The following is a 15,359-nucleotide window of genomic DNA, read 5'->3' as shown; positions in this document are numbered from 1 at the left end:
TGTGTTCTCGGTCACAGATGGAGCCCTTCTGGGTCGCGTTCGACGACCCGATCTTGGTCCATCCATGGCTTACACGGTTGTCATGACACGGCTGGGTCTCTTGCGAGGAGCCCGGCCTTCCCTGTTGTGACGTTGCGTGATGGGTGTGTTCGGGATCAAGTCGTCGCGTCACACGCTTCGATCAGCCACACGAGCCGTTGGCGCACCAGGTCGTAGGTGCTGACTCCGCGGACAGGAGGGATCTTGTCCAGCGCTGGCTTGGCATCCTCCAGGCGCTCCATCACCTGCTCCAATTGACTCCGGCTGAATGACGAAGCCAGGGCATTTGGCCGTCTGTGCCCGGTCACGTCGTCCTTGGCCAGCCAGGTCCGCATAAACAGTGAGTCGAAGTCAATCAGTCCGTCTTGCTGTTGTATGGCGCCGATGAACGTCGCATCGTGGTCGATCGGGTGAACCACCCCAGCGTCATCAACGATCCAGTTGGACGAGTTGCGGTCGATGTTGAGAGCCAAGTAGTCGAACAGGCCGATCTCCTTGGCCCCTGGCGCCCGCATCCACCGCTTCAAATTCTCGCGGTACTCCTCGTTAGCCTTCGACCACCTCGCCAGCCACTCGGGGTCCTCGACCTGCTCGTTGGTGGCGGCATCGTCATCCAACAGGGCAACATCCTCTGGCGACATGGTCGAGTAGGCCAGTTCTGTGCCGGTCTGGCCCTCGAAGTACGTCATGAGCACGGTGTCGGGATCGACACGCCGCACCTCAAGGTCAGTGATACCCACCGCGTTAGCCACCGCCGCCGCAGCGACCTCGCGGTCTGCGGGGTTCTTCTCGTCGGCGTCGGAGTGGAATACCTTACGGACCGCCACGCGCCCGTCCGCGTCTTGGACCAGATCCACTGCGGCGCGTATGCCAGGGGTGAGGGGCTTGATCACCCTCAGCTGGCCGCGGGGCAGCCTCGAGGGTTTGACGCCACTCGCTGACACGGCTGGGCTTCCGGCCGCGCTGGGCAGCATCCCGCCGTAGAGACCTGCGAGTTGTTCGATGTAGCGGCGCGGGCCGGTGACCTCGAACTTGACCCCGGTCGGGGTGATGATCGGGTTAACCGCGGTGGCCCGATAGGTCTCCAGAAGGTCAGCGACCGTGTCCTGGACGCTGTCCAGGCTCTTGCCAGGCTGATAGTCGTCGAAGTCGTTGCGGGAGACTTCGGGGGTCGTGTACGTGACGATCGGCTCGGTGTCTTCCATGCCTGGGTTGTCTGGTGTCGGAGGACTCGGAACAAGTTGGTTGGCAGGGAAAGAGAGTTCAGGTCCTGTGGGGACGGCTTCGTCGTCGAGCAGAGTGTCGGGCACCCAGGGCGCTTGTTCGTGAGCGGCGGCGCCCTGGTCACCCTGATGCCGCATCTGCCCGGCAAGGTCGCGGTAGTCGCCTTCGAGGGCGGTCAGCTGGCCGTCCATGTCCTGGATCGGGCCGGTCACCTCGGCACCCCACTTCTTGCCGCCCAAGGTGTCGGCGAACGCCGCCAGATCGGCGCGGTACTCGGCGACCTGGTCGGCCGCCGCGATCAACCGGGTCACCGCCTGCCGGTACTCGGTCGCGATGGTCACCACTTTCTCAAGCCCTCGAACTTGCGCCGGGCACCGATCTGCATGTGGAGCAGTCTCGCCTTCAAGGCTTTCTGGCTCAGCCGGCGATCCGCACCGCGCAGCTCCCATATCTGGGCGGCAACTGCGAGCAGGCCTTCCTTGTTCAAGTTCTGGGCGTCAAGATATGCGGCACCCTCGTCCACCGTCTCGAACTCGCGCAGCCGCGAGGCGATGGTCGCGAAGTCTGCTGGCGTCTCTTCGACGGGCTCAGGTTCGGCGGTCTCCGCCATGACGGGGCTCCCTGCGTCGTGGTGTGTGATGCACTCCTCGGCGAGGAGATTGTCCGGCACCCAAGGGGCCTGTTCGTGGGCCGCGGCGCCCTGGTCACCCTGATGCCGCATCTGCCCGGCAAGGTCGCGGTAGTCGCCTTCGAGGGCGGTCAGCTGGCCGTCCATGTCCTGGATCGGGCCGGTCACCTCGGCACCCCACTTCTTGCCGCCCAGGATGTCGGCGAACGCCGCCAGGTCCGCCCGGTACTCGGCGACCTGGTCGGCCGCCGCGATCAAGTGGGTTACTGCCTGCTGATACATGTTCCTCCTTCTGACCATTCGGGCCGGTAGGCGTGGGCGCGCTGCTGGATGCGCTCGGCGAAGTCGACGAACGAGACGATCGCGGTTTCCAGACCGGGCGAGCCAGCGGCCCGCCAGAGGTTCGCCTGCTCGCGCATGGCGATGACGACGACGGTCAGGTCTTCGGCGATCAGGTCCCGCACCTGGTTGGGCAGTCCGGCGGTGAGCGGGGTGGCCAGCTCGGCCAGGTGCCGGCTCACCGGACCGCTCCCGCTGCAACGGCGCTGGGACCGTGGACAATCTCGGCGAGGTAGGGCCAGACGCCGGGGATGGCGGCGACGCAGCCGAGCACGACGAGCGGGAACACCAGCCAGTTCTCGACCCGCTTGCCGGTGTGGAAGCGCAGCAACCTCGGAGGCCGAAGCTCGTACCAGGTCTCACCGGCGATCGGGAGCGGGAACAGGAACGGGCAGCCGGACTCGGTGAGCGCGTCGCCGAGGCAGTGGGTGATGGCCCCGGCCGCGACGGCGATGCCGAGCCAGCCCGCGGACTCCTCGAGGGCGACGAGCGCGGCCGGGCCGAATCCGGCGGGGACGTCGACCTGGGCGATCCAGCTGACCGCGGCGATGCCGACCGGGAGCAGCATGAGCTTGCCGAGCCGGTCGTGGGCCAGCAGCAGCCCGAAGGCGAGCCAGGCGAGGACCGCCCAGCCGCCCCAGGCCGTGGTGGTCGCCCAGCAGGTGGCGCCGGCCGCGACGGCGAACAGCACGGTGTGGGTGGCGTGCCGGTGGGTGCCGTCGCATCGTTCGTCCCGGGGGCCTTTGGTGGCCCGGTACAGAGCGGCGGACATCCGCCGCAGGCCGACCGAGAGCATGCGGGTGATCGGGCCGAGTTTGCGGGTGATCGTGCTGCTGGGATGGTCCAGGTCGGGCAGCAGTGCGTATCCGGCGCAGGTCGCGGCGAACGGGCCGACCTCGGCCAGGCCCTGCAGCCCGATCGCGGGGCCGAGCAGCAGCCCGGCCAGTACACCGGTGGCGGCGTGGGTACGGCCCATCATCGCGACCACCGCCGCACCGGCTTGCCGAGCTGCTCGGCGTAGGCGAGCTCGGCCTGGGTCGAGGCGCCAATGTAGCCGCTGTGGTCGGTCACGATGACCACTTCGTCGGCCCACTCGATCTTCGCGCGGTGCAGCGCGTCGAGCCGGGACTTCAGCGCGGCGAGCTTGGTGTCGTTGTCCCACAACGGATGCGGCTGTTTCAGGTCGCACCCGGGCGCGAGGACGATGCACCCGGCCGCGGTGAGTTGCAGGTTGGCCTCGGCCATCTTGGCCATGAAGCGGGTGGAGCCGCACAGGCAGACGACGAGCGGCCTGGTCGCGGTTGTCATGGGCACACCTCCCCGGTGACGGGCACGCTGGGACGGCGGTCCACGACCGGGCGATGGACGTCGCGGTGCTGCAGGTCAACCGACCAGCCCGTGAGGCGCAGACGAGCGGCAACCTCCTGGGAGACAACAACTGCACGATGTTTCCCACCTGCACAACCGACGGACAGCGAGACCGGGATCTCCAGTTCGAGCAGGCCGACGACGGTCATGGCCAGGTGCGCGATCAGGCCGGTGGCGCCGCGGGTGTTCAGCACGGCGAACCGGACGGGTTCCTCGAAGCCGGTGAGTTCGCGCAGCGCGGGGTCGACGTGCGGATCACGCAGGCATTCGCGCAGGTCGACTGTGATGGTGGACGGCGGAGGCGGATTGTGGAGGTAGCCGAACGATCGGATTTCGGCGTGTGCGGTCACGATGGTGGTCCTTTGTGGTCAGTGGCGAATGCAGGTGAGCCGGTCGGCTCCGCCAGCACCCGGGCCGTCGTGGTCGGGCCGGGTGCTGGAAGTGCGACCGGGTCAGTACCGCGGCGCCTGGCGGCGACCGGGCAGAGCTCGTGCGGGGGATGTCCGGTGCACCTTCACGCGTTGCCACCAGTTCCCGAGCCGGGAGGTGGCGACCTTGCCGTTCGGGTTCGGGGTCCAGCTGCATCGGCAACATGGGCAGCGGTACCAGGTGCCTTGAGTGGCGTCGCCGTAGCCGCCGCCGTCGACGCAGGGCGGGCAGGTCTTGAGCAGGTGTGCTTCGGGCAGGACGGAGACGGTCTTCTCAGCCACGGGCGGTCGCCTCCCGCTGGCAGGTCCGGATGCCCCACGGGATTTCCGTGATCGGCGTCGTCACCGCGGCGATGTCGGCCGCGTACGGCTGGCCGTCGTCCAGGCCGTCGACGACCGCGGTGACGTACTGGACACGGGGCTGTTCTTCGTCCAGGTCGTCGTTTTCGTCGCGCCAGTTCCAGGCGCGGCCACGCAGCAGCTCGGCCACCACGGTCGGGACGTACCGATCCGCGCGGCTGGACAGGTAGGTGGTCAGCGCCGCGAGTTGCGTGTCGCTGAGCTCGCTGGCGGTCCCGAAGGCGCGCACGAAGTGTTCGTAGGCGCGCTGCTCGGCTTCCGTACGCTCCTCGACCAGGCGGGCGAGCCGCCGGCGGCGGCGGAGGCTGGCGACAGCCAGCGTGAGGCCGGTCGTGGCGAGGGTGAGCGCGGCGTTGGCGATGCCGGACCGTGCAGCGGGGCTGGCCGTCAGGCGCAGCCTCGCGGGCAGGTTGGTGTGCATGGGAATTCCCGTTCGTCGAAGTGGCGAATGCAGCGAGCCGGTCGGCTCCGCCAGCACCCGGACCGTCCTGGCCAGCCGGGCCGGGTGCTGGAAGGTCGGCCGGATCGGTCAGCGAGTCAGCGCCATGCGAGCGTGCTGTCGCTGCGGCCGACGGCGGCCGCGCAACGCCAGCAGCGACAGCACGCTCCAGGCGATCGCGAGCAGGCCGACGACCACTGGCCGGTGGGCGGCGATGGCGGTGCCTGACCACGCCATCGCCGCGGTGGCAGCCCCGTAGACCGACCACAGCAGCTGGGCACCGAGGTGGCGCCAGCAGGCGGCGAAGAACAGCACGAACCCGGTCATGCCCCAGGCCCAGGCTGCGATCGGCGCGGTGAGCGGCAAATCGGCGGTGTGCACGGCCAGCCAGTGTCCGATCGGGTCGGTGACGATATGGACGGCGGGCAGCTGCGTGGCGACGTCGTGCACGACGTGCCCGGACGTCAGCCACTTCAGCACGTTGCCCAGTGCGCTGAACACAAGCACGGCGGTCAGCACGACGCCGATGGCGGTCCCGACGAGCGACGCGGCTCCCGAGGGGTCTGCCGTGACGAAACGCTGAACGTCCGCACGAGTTTTCGTCAGCCGAGCCAGTGCCTTCACAGCCCAGGCAGGCCAGCCGGGTTTCCCGGTCGGCTGAGCCGTGGGCTGCTGGACGTCGTCGGTGACAGTGGTGGTGGAAGTGAAGTCGTTGGTGTGCATGGAGAAACCCGTTCTGGTTGGTGGTGTTTGGTGAGGTGGTGGTGTCAGTAGCGGCTCATTTGGCCTTGCCGCGGCCGAGCAGGCAGGAGATCAGCCGGACTTTCTTGCCGGATCCGCCGCATCGCCCGCACTCACCCCAGTTCTTGCCGGAGGGCGAGTAGTTCCTCTGTCCTTTGCAGACCGGGCAGGCGGTGTAGGGGTAGAGGAAGCCGGACAGCAGGTACAGGCCCGCGAACAACGTGAGGACGACGAAAAACCGCGTGGTGGGGTCGAGCTGCTGGAACGCTTCGAGCAAGGACTTCCCTCCGATCACTTGGGTTGAGCACAGAAACGGCGATGGGCGGGCCTCCCCAGGTCCTGGGGAAGCCCGCCCATCGAGAGACAGGTGGGTGCTGGTCAGCGCTCGTTGGTGTCGATCGAATCTAAGAAGGCGTCGATCGAAGAGTGCGTTGAGAGATCGTCGGCGGCGATTTCCTGGGTGGCGCGACGTTCTCCGGCTTGCCAATGCGGTGTCCAGAACCAGCTCTGGTCGGGGTCTCGGTCGGCGGCACGGTCGAGGCTGGCGTCGTTTTGGTAGACAGTGCCGCCGCTGCGGTGGCGGGTGGCGCGCCGGCGGATGCCGCGGCGGGTCGGCTTGCGGGTCATGCACTTCTCCTTCGCGGATGTGCTGGCGAATGGGTTAAGCCAGGATGGAGTCGTCGTCGGGGACCCAGGGCGCTTGCTCGTGCGCGGCCGCACCCTGGTCGCCCTGGGACTTCATCTGGGCGGCGAGGTCGCGATAGTCGCCCTCGAGAGCGGTCAGCTGCCCGTCCATGTCCTGGATCGAGCCGGTCACCTCGACGCCCCACTTCTTGCCGCCCAGGGTGTCGGCGAACGCCGCCAGATCGGCGCGGTACTCCGCGACCTGGTCGGCCGCCGCGATCAACCGGGTCACCGCCTGCCGGTAGTCCACGCCCGCGATGCCGACGGGGATCTCGGTCTTCTTCTCTTTGGCTTCCGCGAGGCTGGTGGCTGTTCGGCCGCTGTCGAGCCAGCGGGTGATCGGGTCCCCAAGGCGGAAGTACCTGCCGCTGGTGGTGCCGCGGAAGTTCGCGTTGACGGAGAAGTCGTCGGCCGGGTAGGCCCAGTGGAGGGCCACGTGGGGCTCCGTAATGTTCGGGTTCGGGTTGTCCTCTTTTCTGGTCACGGTGGCGCGGAAGCCGTTGTTGTCGGGTTCGATCAGGTCGCCGACTTTGATCGCGGCGGCGGTGGTGTTGTCACGGCGTTTGCGTGCCATGCCGAGCTCCTCGTGCCTTCTTACGTAGCAACGGTTTGGTCGTGCTGGCCTGGCTGATCGGGAACCCCACCAGCCCGTGCGTGGGATGGCTGGTGGGGAACCCGGACGGTCAGGCGTCCGTGGTGACCGGCTCGTACACGCCGCCCTTGGTCTTGCAGATCAGGCCGAGGCTGCTGAGCGTGTCCAGTGCGTCGTAGACGCTGGAGCGGCCAGCCTTCGCGGCCTCGACGATGTCGCCGGCCTTGGCGGTGCCGCCCCGGACGATGGCCAGCACCTCGGCTTGTGCCGGGGTCAGCTGGCCGCCCGTGGCCGATTTGGTGGCGCCGCGCTGGCCCCACCGGCCCTTCTTCGGCTGAGCGGCCGGGGCCGCCGTCTTGACCGAGCTGAGTCCCTCGAACGTCTCGGGGAACTCGTGGGTCGAGCCGCGGCCACCGACCTGCCAACGGCCGTTGATCGCCGGGCCGAGCACTGACTGGATCGCCAGAACGTCCATCCAATGCGGTTCCGGCTGGTTGAAGAACGCGTCGAAGGCCTCCTCGGTGGTGTAGGGCGGAGCGGGCTCACCCTTGGCCGCCATGCGCTCCGCGTTCGCCCTGGAGGGCAGGAAGTCCCAGCGGGTCGGGGTGTCGTAGTGGGCGTGGACGGCCATGCCCGGCACCGGCCGGCCCTTGTCGTCGACCGGCAGCTCGTTCGGGTCGAAGTTCAGGCCCGGAACCAGGTCGGAGCCGGACTTGGAGTTGACCCGGAACGCGACCACCTGGCTGGCGAACGCCGAGCGAGCGTGGTCGTTGCCCCACTGGGGCTGGCCCTGGGACTGGTTGAGCGCGACGGCCCAGATCCCGTAGGCGCGCACGATGTTGACCGTCTCGGTCCACACTCGCTGGGCCAGCGGATCGTTGGCGATCAGCGAGTACTCGTCGTGCAGGAACTGCCAGCCGGGGATCTCGGCGCTGGGGAAGATCTGGTCTGCGCCGAGGTCGGCGGCCAGCTGGGCACGGGCGGCGAGGATCGCGGTGATCAGGTACGGCAGTTTGAGCACGTTCTGCTTGCCGATGACCGCGACGCGGGCTCGTTCGGCGAGCGCGGTCGAGGAGTTGCCCTTGGGGTCGGCGTAGAGCAAGTTCATCACGCCGGTCGACATCGCTCCGGTGGTGAGCACATTGGCCGCTCCGGACTTGCCACCGCCGGTGGACCCGACGACCATCGTGCAGACCATGCCACCGTCGTCCCACATGACGATGTCGATCTCGCCGGAGCCGTCGATGAACCGCGCGACGTTCTTGATCACGCCGTCCTCGACGCAAGGGCCGGTGTAGAAGCGGGTTTCGGCGACCGGGTCCTTGGTGATGATGGTCAGCACGGCCTTGTTGGCGCCCGATCCGCGCGGTGCCCGCTTGAACAGAACGCGCTCGGTGTCCTCGCCGAGCCCGCCGGCGAGTTCCTCGCGGTTGGCGAGGAGGTTCTTCAGCGACTGGACACCCTTTTTGAGCTCGACGTCGTAGGTGACGGTGAACTCGTCGTCACGGCGGTTGGTAAGGCGTGACCCCTTCGCTTTTCCTTCGCCGGAGGCGTTGTTGTCGTTCCAGGCGATGCAGAGCGGGTCGGTCTCCGGTGACGGGACCGACGCTTTCGGTTCCGGCTCTGGCTCGGGTTCGGGCTCCGGCCGTGGCGGCTCCAGGCGGGGCACGCCGGGCCCGATCGGGTTGGCCTTCCACCAGCGGGTGCCGCCGATGATCGTGGCGACCACGACGATCAGGACGGTCAGCCAGGACAGCCCGGCCACGCCGATCCAGAAGACGATCGCGGCCGCGCCGAGCCCGGCCGCGGCGAGTTCGGGTGCCCACCCGTCCTGGCGGTGCTTCACCGCCAGGACGACGCCCATGGTGAGCGGGACGACGGCCAGGACTCCGGCGACGGCCTCGGCAGGAACGCTGGTGGTCCAGGCGAAGAACTGCGCGATCAAGGTGGCCAGCAGACCCCAGATGATGGCGCCGAGACCGGGCACCCAGGGGTAGCGGCGCCGGCGGTTGCGGTCGCGGATCATCCAGCGCCGCTCCAGCTCGTACGGGCCGGTCGCGATGGGGACGTCGTTCTTGCCGCCTGTCGCGCCCCGGCGGCCGCCGATCTTGTCAGCGACCGCGACGTGCTGGTCGGTGACCCAGCGGCGTCCCTTCGTGCGGTTCCTGCGCTGTGCCTGGCTCACCGCGTCGTCCAAGGACTGCGCGATCGCGGTGCCGAGTTCGGCATCGGACACCGTGGTCTTGGCGGTCTTGTTCGCGGGCTTCTGGAACCGGGTCTTGCGGGTGACGGTGTTCTTTCCCTTGTCGTTGCTGGTGAATCGGGTCTTGCGGGTGACGGTGTTGGTGGGCACGTCGTGTCCTTCCTTGGGGTCGGCGGCGTGTCGGGTGCTGGCATCGGGGAAAAGATCAGCCCCCGCCCACCGGGGAAGATGTGGGCGGGGGCTGATCAGGACCCGGACGGCAGCAGCCGGTCAGGCCTGGCCGAGCGATTCCTTGCTGGCGTGGGTGATCATGTCGTTGTTCAGGCGGGCATCGCGCACGATCTGGCCGCCGACACCGATCTTGTCGGCCACGTCGACGAGGCTGTCGCCGATGGTGTTGATCCGGGTCGCGGCGCCGGACAGGACGTCCAGCCCGGCCCAGCGCTCGCCCTCGAACTCGTGCTGGAGCTTGAGGTTGTCGTTGGCCAAGGTCTCCAGGTCGGTGGCGGCGTCCTTGAGGGCGGCGGCCATGGCGTCGGTGCTGGCGTCGCCGTTGATGTTCGACATGCGATGTTTCTCCGTTCTTCTCAGACGAGGATCGAGTCGTCGGCGGGCACCCAGGGGGCCTGTTCGTGGGCGGCGGCGCCCTGATCGCCCTGGGACTTCATCTGGGCGGCGAGGTCGCGGTACTCGCCCTCGAGGGCGGTCAGCTGGCCGTCCATGTCCTGGATCGGGCCGGTCACCTCGGTGCCCCACTTCTTGCCGCCCAGGGTGTCGGCGAACGCCGCCAGATCGGCGCGGTATTCGGCGACCTGGTCGGCCGCGGCGATTAACCGAGTCACTGCTTGCTCGTACACGGTGGAGGTTCCTTCCTCGGTGGGGACGTTCGAACTGGTGTCGGTGGCGGACGCCGGCGGCGCGCTGGCTGCCTCAGCGGCGCTATCCGGCTCGGCGGGGGGCGGCGGGGAATCGCCGCCGCCGGTGGTGCGCTCGATATCCGCCGCTTTGTGTATCTCGCAGTAGTCGTGCCCCCGTGCTCGCCGGGTGGCGCACTGCGGGCCGCCGTAGTCGCGGCTCCACCTGCACAGCAAGATGCCGCGCGACATCTCGTGATCCGTGCAGTAGGCCCTGCCCTTCTTCACGGGGGCGTCGCACAGGGCTTCCGGGAAGAGCTGGCCCCAGGCACACGTTCCCGCCCACGCGGGGACATCCGGCCTCTCGGTCTTGTCAGCTTCTCCGGCGGCTGGCTCCGCTGTGGAGCCGTTGCCGCTGTCACCGGCCGGGTTCTTCTTGGCCTCGTCCGAGGCCGCGACGCTCGCGGGGTTGTCGGGATCCCACGGGCTGCCGTCGGGCGCTGTCGGAGGAACCGAGTCGATCTTCTCGGGGGCCTCCAGTTCCGCGAGCTCCTTCTGTTTGGCTTCGAGGTCGCGGCGCTCGTTTTCCTTCCAGGCCTCTTCCTCGGCCTTACGGTCACGACGCTCGCTCAGGTCGAGGACGCCTCGATCTTTCGCCCAGCGATCGCTGGCAGCCTTCTTCTTCTCCAGCTTCGCCAGCTGCTTCTGCCGCCACGCCTCGTCCCGCTTCGGAGCGTTCTCCTCGTACCAGGCGCGGTTGCGGGCGGCCTTGTGGTCGGAACGCTGTTTGGCCGCCTCGCACGCGTTGGCCCACTTCGTGGCGGCCAGCAGCCGGAGCCCGCCGGGGCCTTTCGGTGTACCGGAGGTACTCCGGGCACCGCCGCCCTTGTCGTGGCGCAGCCGGGCCTTGGTCACTCCCGGCGGTTCTTTGCCGTTGGCGTATGCGGCGCTGTCGGTTTTGCCCTTGGTGAGGAAGAACGCGATCACCATGCAGGTCATGAGAAACGGTTCCACACGCCACTCCTTTCCTTGTCTGGTAGGTGTTTCCGTGCGTGCGCCGGGCGGGACTCGAACCCGCCCACCAGTCCTGCCACCGACGTTGGCGGCAGGACTGGTGCCGTTCCTGGATTTCGGCGCCGTCCCTGCCGGGATGCTGGGGCGTCACCGGATCGCGGTGATGACGGCGTTCCCGGCCCAGCCGGTGGCGTCGTTGGCCCAGCCGTGGAGCTTCGGCACGAGGGAGAGCGTGGTGCCGGCGATGGCGAGTACGAAGACCACGATCAGGGACTTGAACTTCGTCTTGGCGGCGATGCCCTTGCCGCGCAGCCGGGCGTAGGCCCACAGGCACAGCCCGACGAGGACCACGCCGACGACGCCGACCCCGACCGCCTGGGTGGTGAGTTGCTGCGTGGCGGTCAGCATGCTGCCGCTGGTCGAGAAGAGGGTGCGGCCGAGCCATCCGGCGGCCCCGCCGCCGACGCCGAAACCGCCGACGACGGCGAATCCGGCGCCGACCTTGTCCCAGGGAACGCCTTTGCCCGGCACGTCCAGGAAGACCAGGACGATGCCGAGCAGCAGCAAGATCGCTCCGAGGTGGATGATGGTCGTGGGAATGAACCAGTTGAGACTCATGACGTGTCCTTTCGGGACGGTGGGTTAGAGGACTTTGCCGAGCAGGATGAGCACGGCGAGGACGAGCAGGAACCCGATCGGCTTCTGCCGGGCGATCTGGATCGCCCACTCGATCGGGTAGGTCAGGGCGAAGGCGGCCAGAACGCAGAGGCCGTGCAGCACCCGCTTGAGCGACTTCTCCTCGGCCGTCCAGTCACCGCTCATCGAGTACTCCCAGGTCTCGGCCGTGGAGGGCGCGCGTTCCGACCATCGGGGCCGGGCCTGGAGGAACTGGGTGAGCGTGTCCAGCAGCCGGATGTCGAGCGGGGCCTGCGGGGTCACCGCGGGCGGTGCGGTGGCCGCCTGGCCGTCGACGCCGGGCCGGTCGACGTCGACGGCCGGAGCCGCGGCGGGTTCGTCGACGATGACCGGGATGGGGCCGGTGATCTCGGTGTCGGTCTCCGGCGGCACCGATGTCGGCACCAGGCGCAGGTCAGGCCGGTGGGCCTGTGGCGCCGGCGTCTGGGTGTGCGGGGTGGGGGTGGGTTCGATCACGGCTTCTCCTTTCGTTGCGTTCGATCCGCCGCTCGTCCGCGCGGAGGGTCTTGGTGGCCTGGCTCTCTTGGGTCTCGTGCAGCTCGGTGAGCAGGGTCGTGATCGCGTCGGTGATCCGGTCGAGGCGGCGGGCCACCGCGTCCGGGTCCGGCTGGTGCTCGCCGTCGGCCGCCGCGGCGCGCAGCGCGTTGCTGGCGGCGGCGAACCGTTCCTGCGCGGTGGTGGCCTTGCCGTACTCGGTGGCGAACCGTTCACGCTGGCCGCGGACCCGGCGCAGCGTGGCGAGCGCGACCCGGACACGGCGCCGTTGTTTCGGCGCCTGCGGGAGCGACACCGGGGTGGTCACGATCGATTTCCTCCTTCGTGGTCGGTGGTTACGGGTACCGTTGAGCTGCCAGAACACAGGGAAAGGAGCGGTGGCATGGGACGTCGTGACCGCTACGAACTCCAGATCGCCCGCCTCGACGGGCGGCGGCTGCTGCACGATCCGGGGCCGGTGATCGAGTTCTTCGACCTCGATGACAACGAGGAGTTCGAGAAGCTCTGTGGCCGGCACTTCGTGCCGCTGGCGTGCGCGGCCGAGCAGTCACGGGTCTACGACGACCTGCGCGACATGCCGTTCCTGGCCGACTACGTACTCGAGGTGTGGCACCAGAACCGGGGACGGGCCCCGATCGCGCAGTCCCGCTCGACCTACGGCTGGAACATGAGCGAGAGCCGCTTCAGCTGATGTCGTGGCTCAGGTGAGCCGTCCAACTCCCACAGCGCCCCGGCCCTCTTCAGGGTCGGGGCGCTGTGAATATGGGCGGATCAGTGGACGTTGTCGAGCTGCGCCTTGATCTCCTTGCACCAGTTCTCGACCGTGGTCGAGGACGCAGGCAGTCCGTATCCGGCCTCGATCAGCGCGTCGCGCAGCTTGGCCGGGGTCTTGGCTTTGTGCTGGACCCCGATGCGCAAGGCGTCGGCCTTGGTGGCTCGGCCACCGGTTGGCTTGGCCGGGGGTTTCGCGACCGGTTGGGGCGGCTCGGCGGGCTCGGCGGACTTCTTCGCGGCTTGCTCGATCTGGCGCCGCTGCCGCTGCTGCTCGGCGACCGCGGCTTCGTAGGCCGCCAGATCCTGTTCGTAGCGGGCCTGTTCCTCGGCCCGGAACGCCTCCATCGCCTTGTCGTACTTGGCCATGCGGTCTTCGTGGTCGCGGATCTTGCTGTGCTCGATCGTCATGTGAATCAGGAACCCGACGAACGAGGCGAGACCGAAGACCAGCGCCACGCCGAAGCCCTTGGGCAGCCAGTGCGCCACCTGCATGGTGACCGCGCCGGCGCAGACGAAGCAGGCGACGGCGAACAGCAGCTTCCAGCGACCACCGTCTGCTCGCTTCGTCAGTGAGGAGTTGCCCGCGCCGATCATGCCGATCTCGGCGAAGGCCGCGCCGATCGCCGCGGCGATCCAGTTGCCCGGCGCCGGCAGCATGTTCGCCAGCCAGGTCCCGAGGAACATGATCTGCCCGAACGCGCCGACGCCGACCGACATGATGTAGCCGGTGAGCGAGGCATAGTGGCCGGTGTTCTTGGCCGCGCCGAGTTGGGGCGGATCCGGCTCGTCCGGCTTGACCAGTTCAGGACGTTCCGGCTTCACCGGCTGCGGCAGTGGAGCCAGCGGAACCGGCTCGACCGCCGGGACCGGGGCAGGCGCGGTGGCCGGCGGAGGCGGAACCGGGCTGGGGGCCGCCGCCCGCTCCCGGTCTGCCTTCGGCGCGGGAGCGGGCGGCGGGGCCTGGGGTGTCTCCGGCGCGGCCGGGGCGGTCTCGTTCCCCGGCTCCGATCCGACGGTGTCGGCCTGCTCGATCCCGGGCTCGTCGGTATCGAGGTCGGCCACGATCTTGAGGTTGGCCACGATCGAGTCGAACTTCGAGCGGTCGTCGGGCTCGGGGGCGTGCGCGCCGATGGCGTCCACGATGGGCCTCCTTCCAGGGGCAGCGGTGGGCGATGCGATGAGGAGATGGCCGAGATCTTCTCGGCTGCGGCGATCGGACGATCCGGTGGCCTGGGAAACACACGCGAACACCGGGGTTGGGGGGAGACCCCGGCGTCGTCCGCGTGTGCTTCCCCGGTGCCGGAGCACCAGGTCAGTGACTGTGCTGGTCGTTCTGGAGGCGGTCATTCACCTCGTCGAGCTGGTGGCGCAGCTCGACGAGGTGAATGTCGAGGGCCCAGATTCGATGGCATGCGCGGAAATCGCCCGCGTCTCGATCGCGCTCGGCCGCGTCCTTGTAGACGTGGGTGGCGGCGATCTCGGCTTCGAGGCTCGCGGCTTGGTACGGGAGCGGCCAGGCCGGTTCGAGGTCGAATCCTTTCAGATGCAGGGTGGCGGTGGTCATCACGCCCTCACCGCCGTTCCGAGGTGAGTACGCCGCCGCTTCAACGCGCGGCGCTCGTCCTCGGACATGCCGCCCCAGACGCCGGCGTCCTGGCCGGTGGCCAGTGCCCAGGCCAGGCAGTCGGACGCCACCGTGCAGCGGTGGCAGATGGCCTTGGCCGCTGCCTCGGCGGCGAGAGCAGGGCCGGTCTTGCCGACCGGGAAGAACTGCTCCGGCTCTTCCTCGCGGCAGGCCGCGTCGTGTCGCCAGTCGCTCATGCCGCACGCTCCAGGTCCTCGTCATCGTCGTCCTCGATCAGGGCCATCGGAGGAAGTCCGGCGCGCACCCGCAGCAGCTCCTGGTGGCGGTGCTCGTAGGCCGCCAGCGTGACCGCCGAGGCGATCCAGTCATCGACCTTGGCGTGATCGAATGTCTCGATCGCCCTCAGGTCGGTGAGGGTGGGCTCGTACTCGGGCAGGTCGGCCGCGGGCAGGTCCGCAGGCGGGATGGTGATCGCCGAGGGCGTCAGCAGCGCCATCAGCGCGCGGTTGCGTTCGACGGGCTCGGCGAGCACGTCATCGAAGCGGTCGGCCGCGGCGACAAAGGTGGCGTCGCCGTAGACCTCGAAGTGGTCAGTGGTGGTGGTGATCATGCCGTGCTGCTCCCTTCCGTATGAACGGCGAGTGAGGTGGGCCCGCCCCCGATGGGCCAGGTCATCGGGGACGGGCGGTTGGGTGGTGGTTCCCCGGCACACCCTCACTCCGGCTGCTCGCCGCGCCATGCGCTGGCGCGACGGGACGGCGGGACGAAGTGAGGGCGACCGGCAAACACCACGCGAAACAGGTGTCTGCGGAAGGCCACGCCAGTCGAGGTCCGCAAGGGGGGAGGAGCGGACGTGACGACCAAGCAGTGGCGAAGCCTTGGGGTAAGGCGGGGCC

General features: G+C 68.7%; 23 protein-coding genes. 1 reads left to right on the top strand and 22 read right to left on the bottom strand.

Features of this window, described 5'->3' with window-relative positions:
- Nucleotides 1–155 precede the first annotated feature (155 nt).
- The 18 genes from ACZ6YV_RS42895 to ACZ6YV_RS42810 all read right to left on the bottom strand — a co-directional run bounded on the left by ACZ6YV_RS42895 (nucleotide 156) and on the right by ACZ6YV_RS42810 (nucleotide 12,411).
- A complete protein-coding gene (locus ACZ6YV_RS42895; RefSeq protein ID WP_465515143.1) occupies nucleotides 156–1,604 on the bottom strand; it encodes a hypothetical protein in 1,449 nt (482 codons plus the stop codon).
- Nucleotides 1,601–2,173, bottom strand: a complete 573-nt coding sequence (locus tag ACZ6YV_RS42890) for a hypothetical protein (protein ID WP_465515142.1) — start codon at nucleotides 2,171–2,173, stop codon at nucleotides 1,601–1,603. The genes ACZ6YV_RS42895 and ACZ6YV_RS42890 overlap by 4 nt, the downstream gene beginning before the upstream one ends.
- Entirely contained in the window at nucleotides 2,155–2,412 is a 258-nt protein-coding gene (locus tag ACZ6YV_RS42885) for a hypothetical protein (RefSeq protein WP_465515141.1), read from the bottom strand. The genes ACZ6YV_RS42890 and ACZ6YV_RS42885 overlap by 19 nt, the downstream gene beginning before the upstream one ends.
- Nucleotides 2,409–3,209 (bottom strand): metal-dependent hydrolase, encoded by an 801-nt coding sequence (locus tag ACZ6YV_RS42880; protein ID WP_465515140.1) that lies wholly within the window; start codon nucleotides 3,207–3,209, stop codon nucleotides 2,409–2,411. Before ACZ6YV_RS42880 ends, ACZ6YV_RS42885 begins: the two co-directional genes overlap by 4 nt.
- Entirely contained in the window at nucleotides 3,206–3,538 is a 333-nt protein-coding gene (locus tag ACZ6YV_RS42875; RefSeq protein WP_465515139.1) for a hypothetical protein, read from the bottom strand. Before ACZ6YV_RS42875 ends, ACZ6YV_RS42880 begins: the two co-directional genes overlap by 4 nt.
- Nucleotides 3,535–3,948 (bottom strand): RapZ C-terminal domain-containing protein, encoded by a 414-nt coding sequence (locus ACZ6YV_RS42870; protein WP_465515138.1) that lies wholly within the window; start codon nucleotides 3,946–3,948, stop codon nucleotides 3,535–3,537. Before ACZ6YV_RS42870 ends, ACZ6YV_RS42875 begins: the two co-directional genes overlap by 4 nt.
- Nucleotides 3,949–4,050: 102 nt before the next feature.
- Entirely contained in the window at nucleotides 4,051–4,308 is a 258-nt protein-coding gene (locus tag ACZ6YV_RS42865; protein ID WP_465515137.1) for a hypothetical protein, read from the bottom strand.
- Complete coding sequence (locus ACZ6YV_RS42860; protein WP_465515136.1) at nucleotides 4,301–4,807, bottom strand: hypothetical protein; 507 nt, start codon at nucleotides 4,805–4,807, stop codon at nucleotides 4,301–4,303. The genes ACZ6YV_RS42865 and ACZ6YV_RS42860 overlap by 8 nt, the downstream gene beginning before the upstream one ends.
- Before the next feature lie 108 nt (nucleotides 4,808–4,915).
- Nucleotides 4,916–5,548 (bottom strand): hypothetical protein, encoded by a 633-nt coding sequence (locus ACZ6YV_RS42855; RefSeq protein ID WP_465515135.1) that lies wholly within the window; start codon nucleotides 5,546–5,548, stop codon nucleotides 4,916–4,918.
- 55 nt (nucleotides 5,549–5,603) lie between these two features.
- A complete protein-coding gene (locus tag ACZ6YV_RS42850) occupies nucleotides 5,604–5,861 on the bottom strand; it encodes a hypothetical protein (RefSeq protein WP_465515134.1) in 258 nt (85 codons plus the stop codon).
- An 83-nt stretch (nucleotides 5,862–5,944) separates the two neighbouring features.
- Nucleotides 5,945–6,193 (bottom strand): hypothetical protein, encoded by a 249-nt coding sequence (locus ACZ6YV_RS42845; RefSeq protein WP_465515133.1) that lies wholly within the window; start codon nucleotides 6,191–6,193, stop codon nucleotides 5,945–5,947.
- Between the two features lie 34 nt (nucleotides 6,194–6,227).
- The gene (locus ACZ6YV_RS42840) at nucleotides 6,228–6,824 is read right to left on the bottom strand and encodes a hypothetical protein (protein WP_465515132.1); all 597 of its coding nucleotides are present in this window, start codon (nucleotides 6,822–6,824) and stop codon (nucleotides 6,228–6,230) included.
- 109 nt (nucleotides 6,825–6,933) lie between these two features.
- Nucleotides 6,934–9,195 carry a hypothetical protein gene (locus ACZ6YV_RS42835; RefSeq protein ID WP_465515131.1) on the bottom strand — a complete coding sequence of 754 codons (2,262 nt, stop codon included), beginning with the start codon at nucleotides 9,193–9,195 and terminating at the stop codon, nucleotides 6,934–6,936.
- Between the two features lie 120 nt (nucleotides 9,196–9,315).
- Nucleotides 9,316–9,612 carry a hypothetical protein gene (locus ACZ6YV_RS42830; RefSeq protein WP_465515130.1) on the bottom strand — a complete coding sequence of 99 codons (297 nt, stop codon included), beginning with the start codon at nucleotides 9,610–9,612 and terminating at the stop codon, nucleotides 9,316–9,318.
- 20 nt (nucleotides 9,613–9,632) lie between these two features.
- Nucleotides 9,633–10,913 (bottom strand): prolipoprotein diacylglyceryl transferase, encoded by a 1,281-nt coding sequence (locus ACZ6YV_RS42825; RefSeq protein ID WP_465515129.1) that lies wholly within the window; start codon nucleotides 10,911–10,913, stop codon nucleotides 9,633–9,635.
- 147 nt (nucleotides 10,914–11,060) lie between these two features.
- Nucleotides 11,061–11,531, bottom strand: a complete 471-nt coding sequence (locus ACZ6YV_RS42820; RefSeq protein WP_465515128.1) for a hypothetical protein — start codon at nucleotides 11,529–11,531, stop codon at nucleotides 11,061–11,063.
- A 24-nt stretch (nucleotides 11,532–11,555) separates the two neighbouring features.
- Complete coding sequence (locus ACZ6YV_RS42815; protein WP_465515127.1) at nucleotides 11,556–12,065, bottom strand: hypothetical protein; 510 nt, start codon at nucleotides 12,063–12,065, stop codon at nucleotides 11,556–11,558.
- A complete protein-coding gene (locus tag ACZ6YV_RS42810) occupies nucleotides 12,004–12,411 on the bottom strand; it encodes a hypothetical protein (RefSeq protein WP_465515126.1) in 408 nt (135 codons plus the stop codon). Before ACZ6YV_RS42810 ends, ACZ6YV_RS42815 begins: the two co-directional genes overlap by 62 nt.
- Nucleotides 12,412–12,486: 75 nt before the next feature.
- Between ACZ6YV_RS42810 and ACZ6YV_RS42805 the strand changes: the two genes are divergently transcribed.
- Entirely contained in the window at nucleotides 12,487–12,795 is a 309-nt protein-coding gene (locus ACZ6YV_RS42805) for a hypothetical protein (protein ID WP_465515125.1), read from the top strand.
- An 80-nt stretch (nucleotides 12,796–12,875) separates the two neighbouring features.
- On the opposite strand, the gene ACZ6YV_RS42800 is transcribed toward ACZ6YV_RS42805, so the two are convergent.
- The 4 genes from ACZ6YV_RS42800 to ACZ6YV_RS42785 form a co-directional block, all read right to left on the bottom strand.
- Entirely contained in the window at nucleotides 12,876–14,018 is a 1,143-nt protein-coding gene (locus ACZ6YV_RS42800; protein WP_465515124.1) for a hypothetical protein, read from the bottom strand.
- Between the two features lie 172 nt (nucleotides 14,019–14,190).
- On the bottom strand, nucleotides 14,191–14,442 hold the full coding sequence (locus ACZ6YV_RS42795) for a hypothetical protein (RefSeq protein WP_465515123.1): 252 nt from the start codon (nucleotides 14,440–14,442) through the stop codon (nucleotides 14,191–14,193).
- On the bottom strand, nucleotides 14,442–14,699 hold the full coding sequence (locus ACZ6YV_RS42790; protein ID WP_465515122.1) for a WhiB family transcriptional regulator: 258 nt from the start codon (nucleotides 14,697–14,699) through the stop codon (nucleotides 14,442–14,444). The genes ACZ6YV_RS42795 and ACZ6YV_RS42790 overlap by 1 nt, the downstream gene beginning before the upstream one ends.
- Nucleotides 14,696–15,073: a hypothetical protein gene (locus ACZ6YV_RS42785; RefSeq protein ID WP_465515121.1), complete on the bottom strand. Its 378-nt coding sequence runs from the start codon at nucleotides 15,071–15,073 to the stop codon at nucleotides 14,696–14,698. The genes ACZ6YV_RS42790 and ACZ6YV_RS42785 overlap by 4 nt, the downstream gene beginning before the upstream one ends.
- Nucleotides 15,074–15,359: the final 286 nt, after the last annotated feature.

Source organism: Amycolatopsis sp. NPDC102522 (assembly GCF_055584485.1).
Note: the sequence above shows the minus strand (reverse complement) of the source record. Positions and strands in the feature narration are given on the sequence as shown.

Excerpts from the sequence above, each read along its gene's own strand:
- ACZ6YV_RS42890 (WP_465515142.1), bottom strand. The coding sequence starts at position 2,173 with ATGTATCAGCAGGCAGTAACCCACTTGATCGCGGCGGCCGACCAGGTC.
- ACZ6YV_RS42880 (WP_465515140.1), bottom strand. The coding sequence starts at position 3,209 with ATGATGGGCCGTACCCACGCCGCCACCGGTGTACTGGCCGGGCTGCTG.
- ACZ6YV_RS42875 (WP_465515139.1), bottom strand. The coding sequence starts at position 3,538 with ATGACAACCGCGACCAGGCCGCTCGTCGTCTGCCTGTGCGGCTCCACC.
- ACZ6YV_RS42860 (WP_465515136.1), bottom strand. The coding sequence starts at position 4,807 with ATGCACACCAACCTGCCCGCGAGGCTGCGCCTGACGGCCAGCCCCGCT.
- ACZ6YV_RS42855 (WP_465515135.1), bottom strand. The coding sequence starts at position 5,548 with ATGCACACCAACGACTTCACTTCCACCACCACTGTCACCGACGACGTC.
- ACZ6YV_RS42845 (WP_465515133.1), bottom strand. The coding sequence starts at position 6,193 with ATGACCCGCAAGCCGACCCGCCGCGGCATCCGCCGGCGCGCCACCCGC.
- ACZ6YV_RS42840 (WP_465515132.1), bottom strand. The coding sequence starts at position 6,824 with ATGGCACGCAAACGCCGTGACAACACCACCGCCGCCGCGATCAAAGTC.
- ACZ6YV_RS42830 (WP_465515130.1), bottom strand. The coding sequence starts at position 9,612 with ATGTCGAACATCAACGGCGACGCCAGCACCGACGCCATGGCCGCCGCC.
- ACZ6YV_RS42820 (WP_465515128.1), bottom strand. The coding sequence starts at position 11,531 with ATGAGTCTCAACTGGTTCATTCCCACGACCATCATCCACCTCGGAGCG.
- ACZ6YV_RS42805 (WP_465515125.1), top strand. The coding sequence starts at position 12,487 with ATGGGACGTCGTGACCGCTACGAACTCCAGATCGCCCGCCTCGACGGG.
- ACZ6YV_RS42795 (WP_465515123.1), bottom strand. The coding sequence starts at position 14,442 with ATGACCACCGCCACCCTGCATCTGAAAGGATTCGACCTCGAACCGGCC.
- ACZ6YV_RS42790 (WP_465515122.1), bottom strand. The coding sequence starts at position 14,699 with ATGAGCGACTGGCGACACGACGCGGCCTGCCGCGAGGAAGAGCCGGAG.
- ACZ6YV_RS42785 (WP_465515121.1), bottom strand. The coding sequence starts at position 15,073 with ATGATCACCACCACCACTGACCACTTCGAGGTCTACGGCGACGCCACC.